This window comes from Citrobacter freundii complex sp. CFNIH4 (assembly GCF_002934505.1).
In the GTDB taxonomy this organism is placed as follows: Bacteria; Pseudomonadota; Gammaproteobacteria; order Enterobacterales; family Enterobacteriaceae; genus Citrobacter; species Citrobacter freundii.
The window spans coordinates 272,291-291,540 of the sequence record NZ_CP026231.1; the positions used below are offsets into that span (position 1 = coordinate 272,291).

The 19,250-nt window shown below is 53.0% G+C and carries 17 protein-coding genes and 1 rRNA gene; 10 read left to right on the top strand and 8 right to left on the bottom strand.

Annotated features, from left to right (window positions below; genetic code table 11):
* Positions 1-22 precede the first annotated feature (22 nt).
* The 5 genes from dnaE to tilS all read left to right on the top strand — a co-directional run bounded on the left by dnaE (position 23) and on the right by tilS (position 8,525).
* On the top strand, positions 23-3,505 hold the full coding sequence (gene dnaE, locus C2U41_RS01295) for a DNA polymerase III subunit alpha (protein WP_003018516.1): 3,483 nt from the start codon (positions 23-25) through the stop codon (positions 3,503-3,505).
* A gap of 12 nt (positions 3,506-3,517) precedes the next feature.
* A complete protein-coding gene (accA, locus tag C2U41_RS01300) occupies positions 3,518-4,477 on the top strand; it encodes an acetyl-CoA carboxylase carboxyl transferase subunit alpha (protein ID WP_003018513.1) in 960 nt (319 codons plus the stop codon).
* Positions 4,478-4,576: 99 nt separating this feature from the next.
* The gene (gene ldcC, locus C2U41_RS01305) at positions 4,577-6,715 is read left to right on the top strand and encodes a lysine decarboxylase LdcC (RefSeq protein ID WP_003018509.1); all 2,139 of its coding nucleotides are present in this window, start codon (positions 4,577-4,579) and stop codon (positions 6,713-6,715) included.
* 66 nt (positions 6,716-6,781) lie between these two features.
* A complete protein-coding gene (locus tag C2U41_RS01310; RefSeq protein WP_003018507.1) occupies positions 6,782-7,171 on the top strand; it encodes a VOC family protein in 390 nt (129 codons plus the stop codon).
* A 61-nt stretch (positions 7,172-7,232) separates the two neighbouring features.
* A complete protein-coding gene (gene tilS, locus C2U41_RS01315; protein ID WP_086529519.1) occupies positions 7,233-8,525 on the top strand; it encodes a tRNA lysidine(34) synthetase TilS in 1,293 nt (430 codons plus the stop codon).
* A gap of 62 nt (positions 8,526-8,587) precedes the next feature.
* Here the strand turns inward: tilS and rof are convergent, their stop codons facing one another.
* Entirely contained in the window at positions 8,588-8,848 is a 261-nt protein-coding gene (rof, locus tag C2U41_RS01320; RefSeq protein WP_003018503.1) for a Rho-binding antiterminator, read from the bottom strand.
* Complete coding sequence (locus C2U41_RS01325; RefSeq protein ID WP_003018499.1) at positions 8,835-9,035, bottom strand: YaeP family protein; 201 nt, start codon at positions 9,033-9,035, stop codon at positions 8,835-8,837. Before C2U41_RS01325 ends, rof begins: the two co-directional genes overlap by 14 nt.
* Positions 9,036-9,223: 188 nt before the next feature.
* Here C2U41_RS01325 and C2U41_RS01330 point away from each other — a divergent pair, with 188 nt between their 5' ends.
* Genes C2U41_RS01330 through nlpE form a run of 3 tightly spaced genes read left to right on the top strand, consistent with a single transcriptional unit; the run spans position 9,224 to position 10,917 of the window.
* Positions 9,224-9,769 carry a YaeQ family protein gene (locus C2U41_RS01330; RefSeq protein ID WP_003018497.1) on the top strand — a complete coding sequence of 182 codons (546 nt, stop codon included), beginning with the start codon at positions 9,224-9,226 and terminating at the stop codon, positions 9,767-9,769.
* Positions 9,766-10,188 carry an alternative ribosome rescue aminoacyl-tRNA hydrolase ArfB gene (gene arfB, locus C2U41_RS01335; protein WP_003018489.1) on the top strand — a complete coding sequence of 141 codons (423 nt, stop codon included), beginning with the start codon at positions 9,766-9,768 and terminating at the stop codon, positions 10,186-10,188. The genes C2U41_RS01330 and arfB overlap by 4 nt, the downstream gene beginning before the upstream one ends.
* Before the next feature lie 30 nt (positions 10,189-10,218).
* Positions 10,219-10,917, top strand: a complete 699-nt coding sequence (gene nlpE, locus C2U41_RS01340) for an envelope stress response activation lipoprotein NlpE (protein WP_085951559.1) — start codon at positions 10,219-10,221, stop codon at positions 10,915-10,917.
* A gap of 44 nt (positions 10,918-10,961) precedes the next feature.
* Here the strand turns inward: nlpE and proS are convergent, their stop codons facing one another.
* From proS to metN, 6 genes are all read right to left on the bottom strand, one after another.
* Entirely contained in the window at positions 10,962-12,680 is a 1,719-nt protein-coding gene (gene proS / locus C2U41_RS01345; RefSeq protein WP_016149584.1) for a proline--tRNA ligase, read from the bottom strand.
* A gap of 113 nt (positions 12,681-12,793) precedes the next feature.
* Positions 12,794-13,501, bottom strand: coding sequence for a tRNA (N6-threonylcarbamoyladenosine(37)-N6)-methyltransferase TrmO (gene tsaA / locus C2U41_RS01350; RefSeq protein ID WP_048233859.1), 708 nt, complete (start codon positions 13,499-13,501; stop codon positions 12,794-12,796).
* Complete coding sequence (gene rcsF, locus C2U41_RS01355; RefSeq protein ID WP_003018477.1) at positions 13,498-13,902, bottom strand: Rcs stress response system protein RcsF; 405 nt, start codon at positions 13,900-13,902, stop codon at positions 13,498-13,500. Before rcsF ends, tsaA begins: the two co-directional genes overlap by 4 nt.
* A 116-nt stretch (positions 13,903-14,018) precedes the next feature.
* Entirely contained in the window at positions 14,019-14,834 is an 816-nt protein-coding gene (gene metQ / locus C2U41_RS01360; RefSeq protein ID WP_003018474.1) for a methionine ABC transporter substrate-binding lipoprotein MetQ, read from the bottom strand.
* A 44-nt stretch (positions 14,835-14,878) separates the two neighbouring features.
* Entirely contained in the window at positions 14,879-15,532 is a 654-nt protein-coding gene (locus tag C2U41_RS01365; protein ID WP_003018471.1) for a methionine ABC transporter permease MetI, read from the bottom strand.
* Positions 15,525-16,556, bottom strand: coding sequence for a methionine ABC transporter ATP-binding protein MetN (gene metN, locus C2U41_RS01370; RefSeq protein ID WP_003018468.1), 1,032 nt, complete (start codon positions 16,554-16,556; stop codon positions 15,525-15,527). Before metN ends, C2U41_RS01365 begins: the two co-directional genes overlap by 8 nt.
* 189 nt (positions 16,557-16,745) lie before the next feature.
* On the opposite strand from metN, the gene gmhB reads away from it, so the two are divergent.
* Together gmhB and C2U41_RS01385 are read left to right on the top strand one after the other, a co-directional pair.
* On the top strand, positions 16,746-17,312 hold the full coding sequence (gene gmhB, locus C2U41_RS01375; RefSeq protein ID WP_003829138.1) for a D-glycero-beta-D-manno-heptose 1,7-bisphosphate 7-phosphatase: 567 nt from the start codon (positions 16,746-16,748) through the stop codon (positions 17,310-17,312).
* 366 nt (positions 17,313-17,678) lie between these two features.
* Positions 17,679-19,220, top strand: a 16S ribosomal RNA gene (locus C2U41_RS01385).
* Positions 19,221-19,250 lie beyond the last annotated feature (30 nt).

Genomic DNA, 19,250 nt, shown 5'->3' on the forward strand with positions numbered 1-19,250 from the left:
CTTGTGTCGAAGGAATCTGAAGATGTCTGAACCACGTTTCGTCCACCTACGGGTGCACAGCGACTACTCCATGATCGATGGGCTGGCGAAAACCGGACCGCTGGTAAAAAAGGCGGCCGCATTAGGCATGCCTGCGCTGGCGATCACCGATTTTACCAACCTGTGTGGTCTGGTGAAGTTTTACGGAGCGGGCCATGGCGCGGGTATCAAGCCGATAGTTGGCGCAGATTTTCATGTCCGCAGTGAGCTGTTGGGTGATGAACTCACGCAGCTTACCGTGCTGGCCGCAAATAATACCGGCTATCAGAACCTGACGTTGTTGATTTCGAAAGCCTATCAGCGCGGCTATGGCGCAGAAGGACCGGTTATCGACCGGGACTGGTTGGTCGAGTTAAAAGAAGGTTTGATTTTGCTCTCCGGCGGTCGCATGGGTGATGTCGGACGAAGTCTGCTGCGCGGCAATAACGCACTGGTTGACGAGTGCGTGGCGTTTTACGAAGAACATTTTCCCAATTGCTATTTCCTCGAACTGATTCGCACCGGCAGGCAAGATGAAGAAAATTATCTGCACGCAGCCGTAGCACTGGCCGAAACGCGTGGTCTACCGGTGGTGGCGACTAACGATGTCCGCTTCCTTGAAACCGGAGATTTCGATGCGCATGAAATCCGCGTAGCGATCCACGACGGCTTTACCCTTGATGATCCGAAACGCCCGCGTAACTATTCGCCGCAGCAGTACATGCGCAGCGAAGATGAGATGTGCGAGCTGTTCTCCGATATTCCGGAAGCACTGCAAAACACCGTCGAGATAGCTAAACGCTGCAACGTGACGGTGCGTCTGGGCGAGTATTTCCTGCCGCAGTTCCCGACCGGCGATATGACCACCGAAGATTTCCTTGTGGCGAAATCACGCGAAGGGCTGGAAGAACGTCTCGAATTTTTGTTCCCTGACCCTGAAGTTCGTGCGCAGAAGCGCCCACCTTACGATGAACGTCTGGAAGTTGAACTTAAAGTTATCAACCAGATGGGATTCCCGGGCTACTTCCTGATCGTTATGGAATTTATCCAGTGGTCGAAAGATAACGGCGTACCGGTAGGCCCGGGACGTGGTTCAGGTGCTGGCTCACTTGTTGCCTATGCGCTGAAAATTACCGATCTCGACCCGCTGGAATTTGACCTGCTGTTCGAACGTTTCCTTAACCCGGAACGTGTCTCAATGCCCGACTTCGACGTTGACTTCTGTATGGAGAAACGCGACCAGGTCATCGAGCACGTGGCGGAAATGTACGGTCGTGATGCGGTTTCGCAGATTATTACCTTCGGTACGATGGCAGCAAAAGCGGTTATCCGCGACGTGGGCCGCGTACTGGGGCATCCGTACGGCTTCGTTGACCGTATTTCGAAGCTGGTGCCGCCCGATCCGGGCATGACGCTGGCAAAAGCCTTTGAAGCCGAACCCCAACTGCCGGAAATCTATGAGGCAGATGAAGAGGTTAAAGCGCTGATCGATATGGCGCGTAAGCTGGAAGGCGTCACGCGTAACGCCGGTAAGCACGCCGGTGGTGTGGTTATCGCACCGACCAAAATTACTGATTTTGCTCCGCTGTACTGCGATGAACAGGGGCTGCACCCGGTTACTCAGTTTGATAAGAACGATGTGGAATATGCCGGTCTTGTGAAGTTCGACTTCCTCGGTCTGCGTACGCTCACCATCATCAACTGGGCGCTGGAAATGATCAACGCGCGCCGTGAAAAGAACGGTGAGCCACCGCTGGATATTGCGGCTATCCCGCTGGATGACAAGAAAAGCTTCGATATGCTGCAACGCTCGGAGACCACGGCGGTATTCCAGCTTGAATCCCGCGGCATGAAAGACCTGATCAAACGTCTGCAGCCTGACTGCTTCGAAGATATGATCGCACTGGTGGCTCTGTTCCGCCCTGGCCCGCTACAGTCGGGGATGGTAGATAACTTTATCGACCGTAAGCATGGTCGCGAAGAGATTTCCTATCCGGATGTACAATGGCAGCATGAGTGTCTGAAACCGGTACTGGAGCCGACCTACGGCATTATCCTGTATCAGGAACAGGTTATGCAGATTGCCCAGGAGTTGTCCGGGTATACCCTTGGCGGCGCGGATATGCTGCGTCGTGCGATGGGTAAGAAAAAGCCGGAAGAAATGGCCAAGCAGCGCGGCACCTTTGAAGAAGGGGCGAAAAAGCGCGGCGTAGACGGCGAACTGGCGATGAAAATCTTTGACCTGGTGGAGAAATTCGCCGGTTACGGATTTAACAAATCGCACTCCGCTGCCTATGCGCTGGTTTCTTACCAGACTCTGTGGCTGAAGGCGCATTATCCTGCCGAGTTTATGGCGGCGGTAATGACCGCCGATATGGATAACACCGAGAAAGTCGTCGGACTGGTGGATGAATGCTGGCGCATGGGGCTCAAAATCCTGCCGCCGGATATCAACTCCGGGCTTTACCATTTTCACGTGAATGATGATGGCGAGATTGTTTATGGCATCGGCGCGATAAAAGGCGTGGGTGAAGGGCCAATTGAAGCTATTATTGAGGCGCGTAACGAAGGCGGCTACTTCCGTGAGCTGTTTGATCTCTGCGCGCGCACGGATATCAAAAAACTTAACCGCCGGGTGCTGGAAAAGCTAATCATGTCCGGGGCGTTTGATCGCCTTGGCCCGCATCGTGCAGCGTTGATGAATTCGCTCAACGACGCACTAAAAGCCGCCGATCAGCATGCAAAAGCCGAAGCTATTGGTCAGGCCGATATGTTTGGCGTGCTGGCGGAAGAACCGGAGCAAATTGAACAATCCTATGCCAGCTGTCAACCGTGGCCGGAGCAGGTGGTATTAGACGGTGAGCGTGAAACGTTGGGGCTTTACCTGACGGGACACCCCATCAACCAGTATTTAAAAGAAATTGAGCGCTATGTCGGAGGCTACAGGCTGAAAGACATGCATCCGACAGAACGTGGTAAAGTCACCACGGCTGCGGGGCTCGTCATTGCTGCGCGGGTAATGGTCACCAAGCGCGGCAATCGTATCGGCATCTGTACACTGGATGACCGTTCCGGACGTCTGGAGGTTATGTTGTTTACCGATGCTCTGGATAAATACCAGCAATTGCTGGAAAAAGACCGCATACTTATCGTCAGCGGACAGGTCAGCTTTGATGACTTCAGTGGCGGGCTTAAAATGATGGCCCGTGAAGTCATGGATATTGACGAAGCCCGGGAAAAATATGCTCGCGGGCTTGCTATCTCGCTGACGGACAGGCAAATTGATGACCAGCTTTTAAACCGACTCCGTCAGTCTCTGGAACCCCACCGCTCGGGGACAATTCCAGTACATCTCTACTATCAGAGGGCGGATGCACGTGCGCGGTTGCGTTTTGGCGCGACGTGGCGTGTCTCTCCGAGCGATCGTTTGCTAAACGATCTCCGTGGCCTTATTGGTTCGGAGCAGGTGGAACTGGAGTTTGACTAATACAGGAATACTATGAGTCTGAATTTCCTTGATTTTGAACAGCCGATTGCAGAGCTGGAAGCAAAAATCGATTCTTTGACTGCGGTTAGCCGTCAGGATGAGAAACTGGATATTAACATCGATGAAGAAGTGCATCGTCTGCGTGAAAAAAGCGTAGAACTGACGCGTAAAATCTTCGCCGATCTTGGCGCATGGCAGGTAGCCCAACTGGCGCGCCATCCACAGCGTCCGTACACCCTGGATTATGTCCGACTGGCGTTTGATGAATTTGATGAGCTGGCGGGCGATCGAGCCTATGCGGATGATAAAGCTATTGTCGGCGGTATCGCGCGTCTGGATGGCCGTCCGGTGATGATCATTGGTCATCAGAAAGGCCGTGAGACCAAAGAAAAGATTCGCCGTAATTTCGGCATGCCAGCGCCGGAAGGCTATCGCAAAGCGCTGCGCCTGATGGAAATGGCCGAGCGCTTCAACATGCCGATCATTACCTTCATCGACACCCCAGGGGCTTACCCGGGCGTGGGCGCGGAAGAACGTGGTCAGTCAGAAGCGATTGCGCGCAACCTGCGCGAAATGTCACGTCTGAGCGTGCCGGTAATCTGCACCGTTATCGGTGAAGGTGGTTCCGGCGGCGCGCTGGCTATCGGTGTGGGCGATAAAGTGAATATGCTGCAGTACAGCACCTATTCCGTTATCTCCCCGGAAGGTTGTGCTTCCATTCTGTGGAAAAGCGCCGACAAAGCGCCGCTGGCCGCAGAAGCAATGGGAATTATCGCGCCGCGTCTGAAAGAGCTGAAGCTGATTGACTCTATCATCCCGGAACCGCTGGGCGGCGCGCACCGCAACCCTGAAGTAATGGCTGCGTCCCTGAAGGCACAGCTGCTGGCCGATCTCGCCGATCTCGACGTGTTAAGCAAAGATGATCTGAAAAACCGTCGTTACCAGCGTCTGATGAGCTACGGTTACGCGTAAACTGCATTAATTCTGAAAAGGGCCACAATGCTGTGGCCCTTTTTTTTACCTGTGGTTTGGCCAGGCTATGATTAACTAAGGTTTTTCCAGGAGGAACGCATGAATATCATTGCCATCATGGGACCGCATGGCGTCTTTTATAAAGATGAGCCCATCAAGGAACTTGAACGTGCGCTGCAGCAGCAGGGGTTTCAGATTATCTGGCCGCAGAATAGCGTCGACCTGCTGAAGTTTATCGAACATAACCCGCGAATTTGCGGCGTCATTTTTGACTGGGATGAATACAGTCTGGAACTGTGCAGCGACATCAACCAGCTCAACGAGTATCTCCCGCTCTACGCCTTTATTAATACCCATTCGACGATGGATGTCAGTGCGCACGACCTGCGCATGGCGCTGTGGTTTTTTGAGTATGCGCTGGGGCAGTCTGAAGACATTGCCACCCGCATCCGCCAGTACACCAGCGAATACCTCGATAACATCACGCCTCCTTTCACCAAAGCGCTGTTTACCTATGTGAAGGAAGGGAAGTATACCTTCTGCACGCCTGGGCACATGGCGGGAACGGCGTACCAGAAAAGTCCGGTCGGCTGCCTGTTCTATGATTTTTTTGGCGGAAATACGCTGAAAGCCGACGTGTCCATTTCCGTAACCGAACTGGGCTCATTGCTTGATCATACCGGTCCGCACCTGGAAGCGGAGGAGTACATCGCGCGTACTTTTGGTGCCGAGCAGAGCTATATGGTGACCAACGGCACCTCGACATCGAACAAGATTGTCGGTATGTATGCTGCACCTGCAGGCAGTACGCTCCTGATTGACCGCAACTGCCATAAGTCACTGGCGCATTTGCTGATGATGAGTGATGTGGTGCCAATCTGGCTGAAGCCTACGCGTAACGCGCTGGGGATCCTCGGCGGTATACCCCGTCGGGAATTTACCCACGCAAGCATTGAACGCAAAGTTGAGGAAACCAATCAGGCGCAATGGCCGGTCCACGCGGTGATCACCAACTCCACCTATGATGGCCTGTTGTATAACACCAACTGGATCAAACAAACGCTGGATGTGCCCTCCATCCATTTTGATTCAGCCTGGGTGCCGTATACCCATTTTCATCCGATCTATCAGGGGAAAAGCGGGATGAGCGGCGAACGGGTACCGGGAAAGGTGATTTTTGAAACCCAGTCCACCCACAAGATGCTGGCGGCGTTGTCACAGGCTTCGCTGATCCACATTAAGGGCGACTATGATGAAGACACGTTCAACGAAGCCTTTATGATGCACACCTCTACGTCTCCGAGCTATCCGATAGTGGCGTCGATAGAAACGGCGGCGGCAATGCTGCGTGGCAATTCAGGCAAGCGGTTAATCAATCGTTCGGTGGAACGGGCGCTGCATTTCCGTAAAGAAGTGCAACGTCTGCGTGAAGAGTCGGATGGTTGGTTCTTTGATATCTGGCAGCCGGAAAAGGTAGATGAAGCAGAGTGCTGGCCGGTAGCGCCAGGTGAAGACTGGCACGGATTTGTTGATGCTGATGCCGACCACATGTTCCTTGACCCGGTGAAGGTCACGATTTTGACGCCGGGAATGGATGAACAGGGAAATATGAGCGAAGAGGGGATCCCCGCGGCGCTGGTGGCGAAATTCCTTGATGAACGCGGTGTCGTAGTCGAGAAGACGGGACCGTATAACCTGTTGTTCCTGTTCAGCATTGGTATTGATAAAACCCGGGCGATGGGGCTGCTACGTGGCCTGACGGAATTTAAGCGCTCGTACGATCTGAATTTACGTGTGAAAAATATGCTGCCGGATCTATATGCTGAAGATCCCGATTTCTATCGCAATATGCGTATTCAGGATCTGGCGCAGGGGATCCATCAGTTGATCCGCCAGCATGATCTCTCCGGGTTGATGCTGCGGGCATTTGATACCTTGCCGGAAATGAAAATGACGCCGCACCAGGCCTGGCAGCGGCAGATCAAAGGTGAGGTCGAAACGGTAGCACTTGATCAACTGGTGGGGCGCGTTTCTGCCAATATGATCCTGCCTTATCCTCCCGGTGTGCCGCTTTTGATGCCCGGGGAAATGATCACTGCCAAAAGCCGGGCTGTCCTCGATTTTCTTCTGATGCTGTGCTCGGTAGGGCAGCGCTACCCTGGATTTGAAACCGATATCCATGGCGCTAAACTGGGCGAGGATGGCCTGTATCGCGTGAGAGTCTTAAAAATGGCATAACGACTTGCCTGACCCCAAGACGTTCGAGTAACGTTCTGACAGAAAAATGAAAGAGGCGATGACGCTATGCTGGGATTAAAACAGGTTCACCATATTGCCATTATTGCGACAGACTACGCGGCGAGTAAGGCATTTTACTGCGATGTGCTTGGCTTTACACTGATGAGCGAAGCCTATCGGGAAGAGAGAGACTCGTGGAAAGGCGATCTGGCATTGAACGGCCAGTATGTGATTGAGCTTTTTTCTTTCCCGTTTCCACCTTGCCGTCCGAGCCGACCGGAAGCCTGTGGTTTGCGTCATCTGGCGTTCAGCGTAGATGACGTGGAAAAGGCGATAATTCATCTGGAAAGCCATGATGTGAAATGCGAGCCGGTACGAATCGATCCGTTTACCGGCAAACGTTTTACGTTTTTTAACGATCCGGACGGATTACCCCTCGAACTGTACGAGCTGTAAGGCTTGTCATTGTGGTGTTAGCCCGGTAACGTGCCGGGCAATGCCATTGTAAGTAACCATCATGACGACACTCACGCTGAACACTTCGCTGCTGAATTCTCAATCGATTCTGGTCGCCTTTAGCGGCGGGCTGGATTCCACCGTATTGCTGCATCAGTTGGTGCAGTGGCGAGCGCTGCATCCTGATGTTGCTTTACGCGCAATCCACATTCATCACGGATTAAGCCCACACGCAGACAGTTGGGTACAGCACTGTGAGTCGGTATGCGCGCAGTGGCAGGTGTCGCTGGTGGTTGAGCGGGTACACCTTGAGGATGATGGTCTGGGCATCGAAGCCCAGGCGCGACGCGCGCGCTATCAGGCGTTTGCGCAGACCTTACTACCGGGCGAGGTGCTGATGACAGCACAGCATCTCGATGACCAGTGTGAAACCTTTCTGCTGGCGCTTAAACGCGGCAGTGGTCCTGCCGGACTTTCCGCCATGGGGGAAAGCTCTCCGTTTGCCGGAACCCAGCTGATTCGACCGCTGCTGGCGCAAACGCGAGAGGCGCTTGAAGCATGGGCACGGCAGCATGAATTATGCTGGATTGAAGATGAAAGCAATCAGGATGATACCTACGATCGCAATTTCCTCAGATTGCGCGTTACCCCATTGCTCCAACAGCGCTGGCCGCACTTCGCGCAAGCCGTTGCCCGCAGCGCTGCGCTGTGCGCTGAGCAGGAGAGTTTACTGGATGAACTGCTGGCCAGCGATTTAGCCGATTGCATCACATCCCGTGGAACACTGTTACTGACGCCATTAATGATGATGAGTGGCGTGCGTCGTGCCGCGCTGCTTCGTCGCTGGCTGGCGGGGTTAAATGCGCCGATGCCTTCCCGTGATGGGCTGGAACGTATCTGGCAGGAAGTGGCGCTGGCGCGGGAAGATGCGTCACCAAGTTTTCGCCTCGGGGAGTACGAGGTCCGTCGTTATCAGTCACAGCTGTGGTGGGTGAAGTCAGTCGATGGGCAAAGCGAAACTGTTATCCCGTGGTTAGAGTGGAAAACACCGTTGACGCTGCCTGCCGGATTGGGTTCGGTTCAGTTAATCTCTGCGGGTGATTTGCGCTTGCCACAAGCGGACGAAGTCGTCAGTATCCGTTTTAAAGCGCCAGGGTTATTGCATATTGTCGGGCGTAACGGCGGACGGAAATTAAAGAAAATCTGGCAGGAGCAGGGGATCCCGCCCTGGCGACGAGATACCACACCGCTGCTGTTTTACGGCGAAACGTTGATTTCGGCTGCGGGTGTTTTCGTGACGCGTGAGGGGACGGCAGAAGGTGAAGAAGGCGTAAGTCTGGTATGGCATGCCTGATGGCGCTGCGCTTATCAGGCCTACGTTTCACATGGAAAGTAGGCCGGATAAGGCGAAAAAAGTTAAGATTCGCTGACCACCACGGTACCGATCTGCGGGTGGCTGAAGCTGGCAATTTTGTCGAGACGAAGCTCCCGGGTTTCACCTGCGACATCTGCGACCAGATACTCCACGTTTTTGCGTGAAACCAGGTCGTTCGCTTTCGCCTGCAAAACTTCGCCATCTTTTAGCGCCAGCGTCAGTAACAAATGGTGCTGGCAGGCGAGTTCAAGATTGTCGTAATCATCGCAGTTGATGGGTTGATACGTTTCATTCATTGACATAATCGCTCACCAGTAAGTTCGCGGCAGCATACGCCGCTTTTTCCCTGACCGACTCTGGAAGGGCGCTGTCTGCCGCCACTTCATTAAGCACCTTCAATACGCAACCCAGCGCATCCGGGATATACCCTAAGTCTCCGCTGGCGATTTCCGCGTACCGCTTGCGTATTAACTCACAATATTTTTCCACATGCCCTCCTGTCAGCACTCTGACTTAACCGTGGATGCAAGTCTAAGCCTACGAAGATAAACTCTGTTTAGCAAGGTGACTATACCATACTCATTCAAGCAATATCAGCGCCTTGATAGAGGAGCAGTTAGCAGCCTTTTGCCGCAGTTTTCGCTACAATGTGCGCCTGATTCGAAAGGAGTTCTCTCATGGCGCTTAAAGCGACAATTTATAAAGCCGTCGTCAACGTAGCGGATCTTGACCGCAACCAGTTCCTTGACGCGGCCTTGACGCTGGCGCGTCACCCCTCTGAAACCCAGGAGCGCATGATGTTGCGCCTGCTGGCCTGGATCAAATATGCCGATGAACGCCTGCAGTTCACGCGTGGCCTGAGTGCGGAAGACGAGCCTGAAGCATGGCTGCGTAACGACCATCTGGGTATCGATCTCTGGATTGAGCTGGGTCTGCCGGATGAGCGCCGTATTAAAAAAGCCTGTACCCAGTCTGGAGAGGTTGCCCTGTTTGCTTACAACAGCCGTGCGGCTCAGATCTGGTGGCAACAAAATCAGAACAAGTGCGCGCAGTTTAAAAATCTGACCGTGTGGTATCTGGATGATGAACAACTGGCGCAACTGAGTGATTTCGCAGGTCGTACAATGGCGCTGCAGGCAACTATCCAGGACGGTGCTATCTGGCTGTCTGACTCTCAGAACAATCTGGAAATTCATCTGACCGCGTGGCAGCCGCGTTCATGATTGTTATCTCCCGAAACGTCTCTATCCCTGATAATGAGCTGGAAATCACGGCGATTCGGGCGCAGGGCGCGGGCGGTCAGCACGTTAACAAGACCTCGACGGCTATCCATTTGCGCTTTGACATTCGGGCCTCTGGCCTGCCAGAGTATTACAAGGAACGTTTGCTTGCCGCCAGCCATCATCTGATTAGCGGTGATGGCGTGATTATCATTAAGGCGCAGGAATACCGTAGCCAGGAACTTAATCGGGAAGCGGCAATCTCCCGGCTGGTAGCGGTGATAAAAGAATTAACCGCAGTGCAAAAAAGCCGACAGGCAACTCGCCCTACACGCGCCTCGAAAGAGCGCAGGTTGTCATCGAAGGCGCAAAAATCCACAGTGAAAGCACTGCGTGGGAGAGTTCGTCGAACGCAAGACTGACGAGCGGGAATAAAAATTTATAAGGAATTGATAGTGAAAACAGCAATATTGTCCGTAGTCGCTGCATGCACGCTTTTTTCCTTGATCGGCTGTAATAACCGTACTGAAGTTGAAGTACTACAGCCGACGCGGGCGGCAGAATTAAAACCGATGCAGCAAAGCTGGCGTGGCATCTTACCTTGCGCGGACTGTGAAGGGATTGAAACCTCTCTGTTTCTGGAAAAAGACGGTACATGGGTGATGAACGAACGTTATCAGGGCGTGCGGGATGAACCGTCTTCGTTTGCCTCTTATGGCACATGGGCGCGCACTGCCGACAAGCTGGTGCTGACCGACAGCAAAGGTGAAAAGTCGTACTACCGGGCTAAAGGCGAGGCGCTGGAAATGCTCGATCGTGAAGGTAACCCGATTGAGTCACAGTTTAACTACACGCTCCAGCCAGTTTCCGCCAGCTTACCGGTGACGCCAATGCCGATGCGAGGCATGTATTTCTATATGGCTGACGCGGCAATCTTTACCGACTGCGCAACGGGTAAACGGATGCCGGTGGCGAATAATGCTCAGCTTGAACGTGACTATTTAGCTGCGCGTGCAGAAAACGGACAGTCCGTATTGCTGACGCTTGAGGCGCATTTCACGCTGGAGTCAAACCCGGATACGGGTGAGAAAGTGAAAACGTTGATGGCGGATAAAGACGCGAAATTTATCCCCGGTAAAGCGTGTAATTAATCGATAGAAAAAAGGCCCTGATAATCAGGGCCTTTTTGTTGGTATTAGCCTTTAATGGCTTTGACCAGGAAGTCGACGATGTCGCCGGTTTTAATCAGCTCTTTCTCGCCGTTACGACGGTATTTGTATTCGATATCGTCGTTGTCGAGGTTACGGTCGCCCAGCACGATAGTGTGCGGAATACCGATCAGTTCCATATCGGCAAACATCACGCCCGGACGCTCTTTACGGTCGTCCATCAGCACTTCAATGCCCTGAGCGCGCAGCTCAGCGTACAGTTTTTCAGCCAGTTCCTGCACGCGGTAGGACTTGTGCATGTTCATCGGCAAAATCGCGACCTGGAACGGGGCAATGGCGTCTGGCCATACGATGCCGCGATCGTCATAGTTCTGTTCGATAGCAGCAGCAACCACGCGAGTGACCCCGATACCGTAGCAACCCATGGTCAGGATCTGGTTACGACCATCTTCGCCCTGTACGGCGGCTTTCATCGCTTCAGAGTACTTGGTACCCAACTGGAAGATGTGGCCGACTTCGATACCGCGTTTGATCATCAGCGTACCTTTGCCGTCCGGGCTCGGGTCGCCGGCGACCACGTTACGGATGTCTGCAACTTCCGGGGTGACTACGTCGCGATCCCAGTTGATACCGAAATAGTGTTTACCGTCGATGTTGGCACCGGCAGCGAAATCGCTCATTACTGCAACGGTACGGTCGATAACCACCGGAATCGGCATATTCACCGGACCGAGCGAGCCTGGACCTGCTTTTACCAACGCACGAATTTCTTCTTCGGTGGCAAAGGTCAGCGGGCTGGCAACCTGCGGTAGTTTTTCCGCTTTGACTTCGTTCAGCTCGTGATCGCCACGAACCAGCAGGGCGACCAGCGGGTAGCTGCTGCCTTCAACCGCTTTCACCAGCAGGGTTTTCACGGTTTTTTCGATAGGCAGGTTGAACTGCTCAACCAGTTCGGCGATGGTTTTGGCGTTCGGAGTATCAACCAGCGTCATTTCCTGAGTTGCTGCTGCGCGCGGCTCTTTCGGCGCAACGGCTTCGGCGAATTCGATGTTCGCCGCATAATCGGAGGAGTCGGAGAAGATCACATCGTCTTCGCCGCTCTGTGCCAGCACCTGGAATTCGTGAGAGGCGCTGCCGCCAATAGAACCGGTATCCGCTTGTACTGCACGGAAATCCAGCCCCATACGGCTGAAAATTTTGCTGTACGCAGCGTACATCGCATCGTAGGTTTCCTGCAGGGATTCCTGAGAGGTGTGGAAAGAGTAGGCATCTTTCATCAGGAATTCGCGGGAACGCATCACGCCGAAGCGCGGACGGACTTCGTCACGGAATTTGGTCTGGATCTGATAGAAGTTCAGCGGCAGCTGTTTGTAAGAGCTCAGCTCGTTACGGATCAGGTCGGTGATCACTTCTTCATGCGTTGGGCCGAGGACGAACGAACGATCGCCACGGTCAGCAATACGCAGCAGTTCCGGGCCGTATTGTTCCCAACGGCCGCTCTCTTCCCACAGTTCAGAAGGCTGAACGACCGGCATCAACACCTCGATCGCACCGGCGTTGTTCATCTCTTCACGCACGATATTTTCGACTTTTTTCAGGACGCGCACGCCGGTCGGCAGCCAGGTATATAACCCGGAGGCCAGCTTGCGGATCATCCCGGCGCGCAGCATCAGCTGGTGGCTGATGACTTCGGCGTCGGCAGGTGTCTCCTTCAGAGTGGAGAGCAGATATTGGCTAGTACGCATGTTGTTACGGTTCCAGTTGAACGATCGAACAGGCTCAAAACGAGCCTGGCACAAAACAAAAGTGGTTTAGTTTACCAGCGAGAAAGGGATGTCAAAAGAGTACGCGACGCAAATTAGCGGGCTTCCAGAGCAAAGACCTCAAATCCTGACGGTGTGACGCGCCAGCGGACGTTAAAGTCCAGCAGCCAGACGGCGTAGGTTTTGCCTTCTTCCTCATTTTTACGGTAGGCAGGACGCGGATCCTGCGCCAGCACTTCGGTAATAAACTGACGAAGACGCGGGTAACGTTGTTCGAGCTTTGGTAGCTGCTCCGCGAGATCTTCACTGAACGTCACCTCGACGCTGGCCTGAGGTGCGTCCTGGGCATAGCTGGCGCGAGCATCAGGCAGCGATTCGGCAAACGGCAGATACGGCTTAATATCCACTACTGGCGTTCCGTCAACAAGGTCCAGTCCACCGAGTTCGAGGATTACGTGCTCTTTATGGCAGCGGATGCCCCGCAGCTCTACCAACGACATGCCAACAGGGTTAGGACGAAACGTTGAACGTGTGGCAAAGACACCCATTCTGGCGTTGCCACCAAGACGGGGAGGGCGCACGGTCGGACGCCATCCACCTTCGATTGTCTGGTGAAAAACAAAAATCACCCACAAATGACTGAAGGCTTCCAGGCCGCGAACGGCATCGGCCTGGTTATAAGGTGCGAGCAAATGCAGTTCACCGCAGGCGCTCTTCACCAGACCTGGCTGGCGTGGAACGGCGAACTTTTCTTTATATGGTGAGCGGATAACGCCTATTTGCTCGAACTGAAAATGGCTCATTTCGCCGAAATGTTCAGTGCAGAACCGATGCAAACCGCCTGACGATAGCAACCCGGTGTTCCGCTGGTCACTTCGCAACTGTGCAGCAATACCGCATTAGCTTTCATTTTTGATGCGTTAATCTGCATGCGTTTGCGCGCGGTTGGAATGCTCGGAGGGGAATCCTGGTTGGATGCCTGGCAGGATTCACCGCTAACTTCGCCAAGATCGCGGAACGGCTTGCCTACTAAATCTTCAGCGTTAGTAATGATTCTTACCGGCGTCGCGCGCGGTGCTTTCGGTTTTTCCGGCTCCGCTTTCGGCGGGGTTGCGGTGCTTTGAACGGGTTCAACAGGGGATCTGCTTAACATAGAACAGCCGCTCAGCAAGAGTGCTACTAAACAGATCGGTAAAGCACGCATAATATTTCCTCAATGAATGATCTAAACGTCAGATATTGAATCAGGTGCTTGCATAAATGACAAGACGGGCAAGCGCCCGTCCTGATGATATTACATATTCTGTAAACAGCCTAAAATTACCAGCCCTTAACAGCACCGCCGTTGAAGACTTTGTTTGCTGCTTCGTACACTTCATCAGACTGATACGCCTGAACGAATTTCTTCACGTTCTCAGCATCTTTGTTGTCTTCACGCGTCACGATCAGGTTTACGTACGGAGAATCTTTATCTTCAACAAAGATACCGTCTTTTGCCGGCGTCAGGCCGATCTGGCTGGCGTAGGTGGTGTTGATGACCGCCAGTGCGATTTGAGCATCGTCCAGAGAACGCGGCAGCTGCGGCGCTTCCAGTTCAACCAGCTTCAGGTTTTTCGGGTTTTCAATCACGTCCAGCGCGGTCGGCAGCAGGCCAACACCGTCTTTCAGCTTGATTAAGCCCACTTTTTGCAGCAGCAGCAAGGAACGGCCAAGGTTAGTCGGGTCGTTTGGAATCGCGACCTGTGAACCGTCCTGCAGCTCATCCAGTGATTTGATTTTTTTGGAATAGCCCGCAATCGGGTAAACAAAAGTATTGCCTACAGCAACCAGCTTGTAACCGCGATCTTTGATCTGCTGATCCAGGTACGGTTTGTGCTGGAAGGCGTTAGCATCGATATCGCCTTTGCTCAGCGCTTCGTTAGGCAGAACGTAATCGTTAAACGTGACCAGCTCAACGTCCAGACCGTATTTTTCTTTAGCTACTTTCTGCGCGACTTCTGCAACCTGCTGCTCTGCGCCAACAATAACGCCCACTTTGATGTGATTAGGATCTTTTTCATCCTGACCGCAACCCACAAGTGCCAGAGAACCGATCAGGGCTCCAACTGCCGCAAAGGTTTTGAATTTGAACGCCATGCTTATTTCCTTTTCTTAATGAGTTTTTAGTGTTGTGTGCAACGTTATTTGTGCGTGACAGCCCGGACGATGCGATCGCCGGATAACTGAATTAAATAAACCAGAACGACGAGCAATACCAGTACTGTATTCATTACTGTAGCGTTGTAACCAATGTAACCGTACTGATAACCAATCTGTCCAAGACCACCGGCACCAACGGCGCCACCCATCGCGGAGTAACCAACCAGCGTGATAAGGGTGATGGTGGCCGCATTGACCAGTCCTGGCAGCGCTTCTGGCAGTAATACCTTACGTACAATTTGCAGGGGCGTGGCGCCCATCGCACGAGAGGCTTCTATCAGCCCGGTCGGGATTTCGAGCAGCGCGTTTTCCACCATACGGGCGATAAACGGTGCGGCGCCGACGGTCAGCGGGACGATAGCGGCCTGCAGTCCGATAGAGGTGCCTACGATCATGCGGGTGAACGGAATCATCCACACCAATAAGATGATGAACGGGATGGAACGGAAAATGTTCACCAGCGCAGAGAGCGTACGGTAGAGCTTCGCGTTCTCAATGATTTGCCCCGGACGCGTTACGTACAGCAACACGCCAACCGGCAGACCGATCACAAAACCAAAAAAACCGGACACAAAGGTCATTGCCAGCGTTTCCCATACGCCGCGAACCAGCAGCCACATCATCGGCTCAGACATAACCCAGTACCTCTACTTTTACATGGTGTTCCTGCAACCAGTTGATGGCTGCTTGTGTATCTTCCTGTGTGCCGTGCATTTCAGTCAGCATGATGCCGAATTTCACACCGCCGGCGTAATCCATCTGCGCGCTAATAATGTTGTTATTAACGTTAAAGCGACGGGCCGTCTCAGAAAGTAGCGGCGCATCGACCGAATGACCGGTGAATTCCATACGCAGCATCGGCACACTGTCTGCTTCTGGCTCGGCTTTTAACCGTTCCAGGTAATCTTCCGGGATATCCAGGTGCAGCGTGGACTGAATAAATTTCTGTGCCAGCGGCGTTTTCGGGTGTGAGAACACTTCGCTGACGGTGTCTTGCTCAATCAGTTCACCATTACTGATGACTGCCACGCAGTCACAAATACGTTTTACAACGTCCATCTCGTGGGTAATCAGCAGAATGGTGAGTCCCAGACGACGGTTAATGTCTTTCAATAATTCAAGAATCGAGCGGGTCGTTGCCGGATCGAGTGCGCTGGTGGCTTCATCGCACAGCAACACTTTGGGATTGCTTGCCAGCGCACGGGCGATCGCCACACGCTGTTTTTGTCCACCGGAAAGATTGGCCGGGTAGCTATCGTGCTTGTCACCAAGACCAACCAAATCCAACAGTTCTGTTACACGGCGTTTGATCTCTTCTTTTGGCGTGTTATCCAGTTCCAGCGGCAGCGCGACGTTGCCAAACACGGTGCGGGAAGAGAGCAGGTTAAAGTGTTGGAAAATCATGCCGATTTGACGGCGAGCTTTGGTCAGCTCTGACTCAGAAAGCGTCGTGAGTTCCTGACCGCCGACCTGAACGCTGCCTTCGGTTGGGCGTTCAAGTAAGTTAACGCAGCGGATGAGCGTACTTTTACCGGCACCGGAGGCGCCAATAACGCCATAAATCTGCCCGGCAGGAACATGCAGGCTGACGTTATTTAACGCCTGAATGGTGCGAGTCCCCTGCTGGAACACTTTGGTGATATTCGAAAGTTTAATCATTGGTTATTTATTATCGTAATTAAGTTAGCCGTGGCATTTTCGTCTGTCAGGTACGGTCGAAGCCGTCAACAAGATGGATGTTAAGGCATCCAGACGTCTAAATCAATCAGGCTTTGCGCGATGAGCACTTTCTTGCCCGCTGAAACATGCGATACTAGAGCCACATGCCTTATTCAGGAGCTATAAAAGGTGGCAAAGTCTGTACCCGCAATTTTTCTCGACCGTGACGGTACCATTAATGTGGACCACGGTTATGTACATGAGATCGACGAGTTTGAGTTTATCGACGGCGTTATTGATGCCATGCGTGAACTTAAAAAGATGGGTTACGCGCTCATTATTGTGACGAACCAGTCTGGTATCGCGCGTGGTAAATTTACTGAGGCGCAGTTTGAAACGTTGACCGAATGGATGGACTGGTCGCTGGCCGATCGCGATGTTGAGCTGGATGGCATCTACTACTGCCCGCATCACCCACAGGGCACCGTGGAAGAGTATCGTCAGGTCTGCGACTGTCGTAAACCGCATCCTGGCATGTTTATCTCCGCCCGAGACTTCTTGCACATCGATATGGCCGCTTCTTATATGGTAGGCGACAAAATTGAAGATATGCAGGCGGCGGCAGCTGCGAATGTTGGCACAAAGGTATTGGTGCGCACAGGCAAACCCGTCACACCGGAAGCAGAAAATGCGGCAGATTTGGTCATAAATAGTCTGGCAGACCTGCCAATGGCGATAAAAAAGCAGCAAAAGTAAGCGTTGTGGGCAAAAGGTGAGCGGTTGAAATAAAAATGCATTTTTCCGCTTGTCTTCCTGAGTCGACTCCCTATAATGCGCCTCCATCGACACGGCGGATGTGAATCACTTCACACAAACAGCCGGTTCGGTTGAAGAGAAAAACCTGAAAATGAGGGTTGACTCTGAAAGAGGAAAGCGTAATATACGCCACCTCGCGACAGAGCGCTAAAGCGCGTCGCAACTGCTCTTTAACAATTTATCAGACAATCTGTGTGGGCACTCGAAGATACGGATTCTTAACGTCGCAAGACGAAAAATGAATACCAAGTCTCTGAGTGAACATACGTAATTCATTACGAAGTTTAATTCACGAGCATCAAACTTAAATTGAAGAGTTTGATCATGGCTCAGATTGAACGCTGGCGGCAGGCCTAACACATGCAAGTCGAACGGTAGCACAGAGGAGCTTGCTCCTTGGGTGACGAGTGGCGGACGGGTGAGTAATGTCTGGGAAACTGCCCGATGGAGGGGGATAACTACTGGAAACGGTAGCTAATACCGCATAACGTCGCAAGACCAAAGAGGGGGACCTTCGGGCCTCTTGCCATCGGATGTGCCCAGATGGGATTAGCTAGTAGGTGGGGTAACGGCTCACCTAGGCGACGATCCCTAGCTGGTCTGAGAGGATGACCAGCCACACTGGAACTGAGACACGGTCCAGACTCCTACGGGAGGCAGCAGTGGGGAATATTGCACAATGGGCGCAAGCCTGATGCAGCCATGCCGCGTGTATGAAGAAGGCCTTCGGGTTGTAAAGTACTTTCAGCGAGGAGGAAGGCATTAAGGTTAATAACCTTAATGATTGACGTTACTCGCAGAAGAAGCACCGGCTAACTCCGTGCCAGCAGCCGCGGTAATACGGAGGGTGCAAGCGTTAATCGGAATTACTGGGCGTAAAGCGCACGCAGGCGGTCTGTCAAGTCGGATGTGAAATCCCCGGGCTCAACCTGGGAACTGCATCCGAAACTGGCAGGCTAGAGTCTTGTAGAGGGGGGTAGAATTCCAGGTGTAGCGGTGAAATGCGTAGAGATCTGGAGGAATACCGGTGGCGAAGGCGGCCCCCTGGACAAAGACTGACGCTCAGGTGCGAAAGCGTGGGGAGCAAACAGGATTAGATACCCTGGTAGTCCACGCCGTAAACGATGTCGACTTGGAGGTTGTGCCCTTGAGGCGTGGCTTCCGGAGCTAACGCGTTAAGTCGACCGCCTGGGGAGTACGGCCGCAAGGTTAAAACTCAAATGAATTGACGGGGGCCCGCACAAGCGGTGGAGCATGTGGTTTAATTCGATGCAACGCGAAGAACCTTACCTACTCTTGACATCCAGAGAACTTAGCAGAGATGCTTTGGTGCCTTCGGGAACTCTGAGACAGGTGCTGCATGGCTGTCGTCAGCTCGTGTTGTGAAATGTTGGGTTAAGTCCCGCAACGAGCGCAACCCTTATCCTTTGTTGCCAGCGGTTCGGCCGGGAACTCAAAGGAGACTGCCAGTGATAAACTGGAGGAAGGTGGGGATGACGTCAAGTCATCATGGCCCTTACGAGTAGGGCTACACACGTGCTACAATGGCATATACAAAGAGAAGCGACCTCGCGAGAGCAAGCGGACCTCATAAAGTATGTCGTAGTCCGGATTGGAGTCTGCAACTCGACTCCATGAAGTCGGAATCGCTAGTAATCGTGGATCAGAATGCCACGGTGAATACGTTCCCGGGCCTTGTACACACCGCCCGTCACACCATGGGAGTGGGTTGCAAAAGAAGTAGGTAGCTTAACCTTCGGGAGGGCGCTTACCACTTTGTGATTCATGACTGGGGTGAAGTCGTAACAAGGTAACCGTAGGGGAACCTGCGGTTGGATCACCTCCTTACCTTAAAGAACCTGCCTTTGTAGTGCTCAC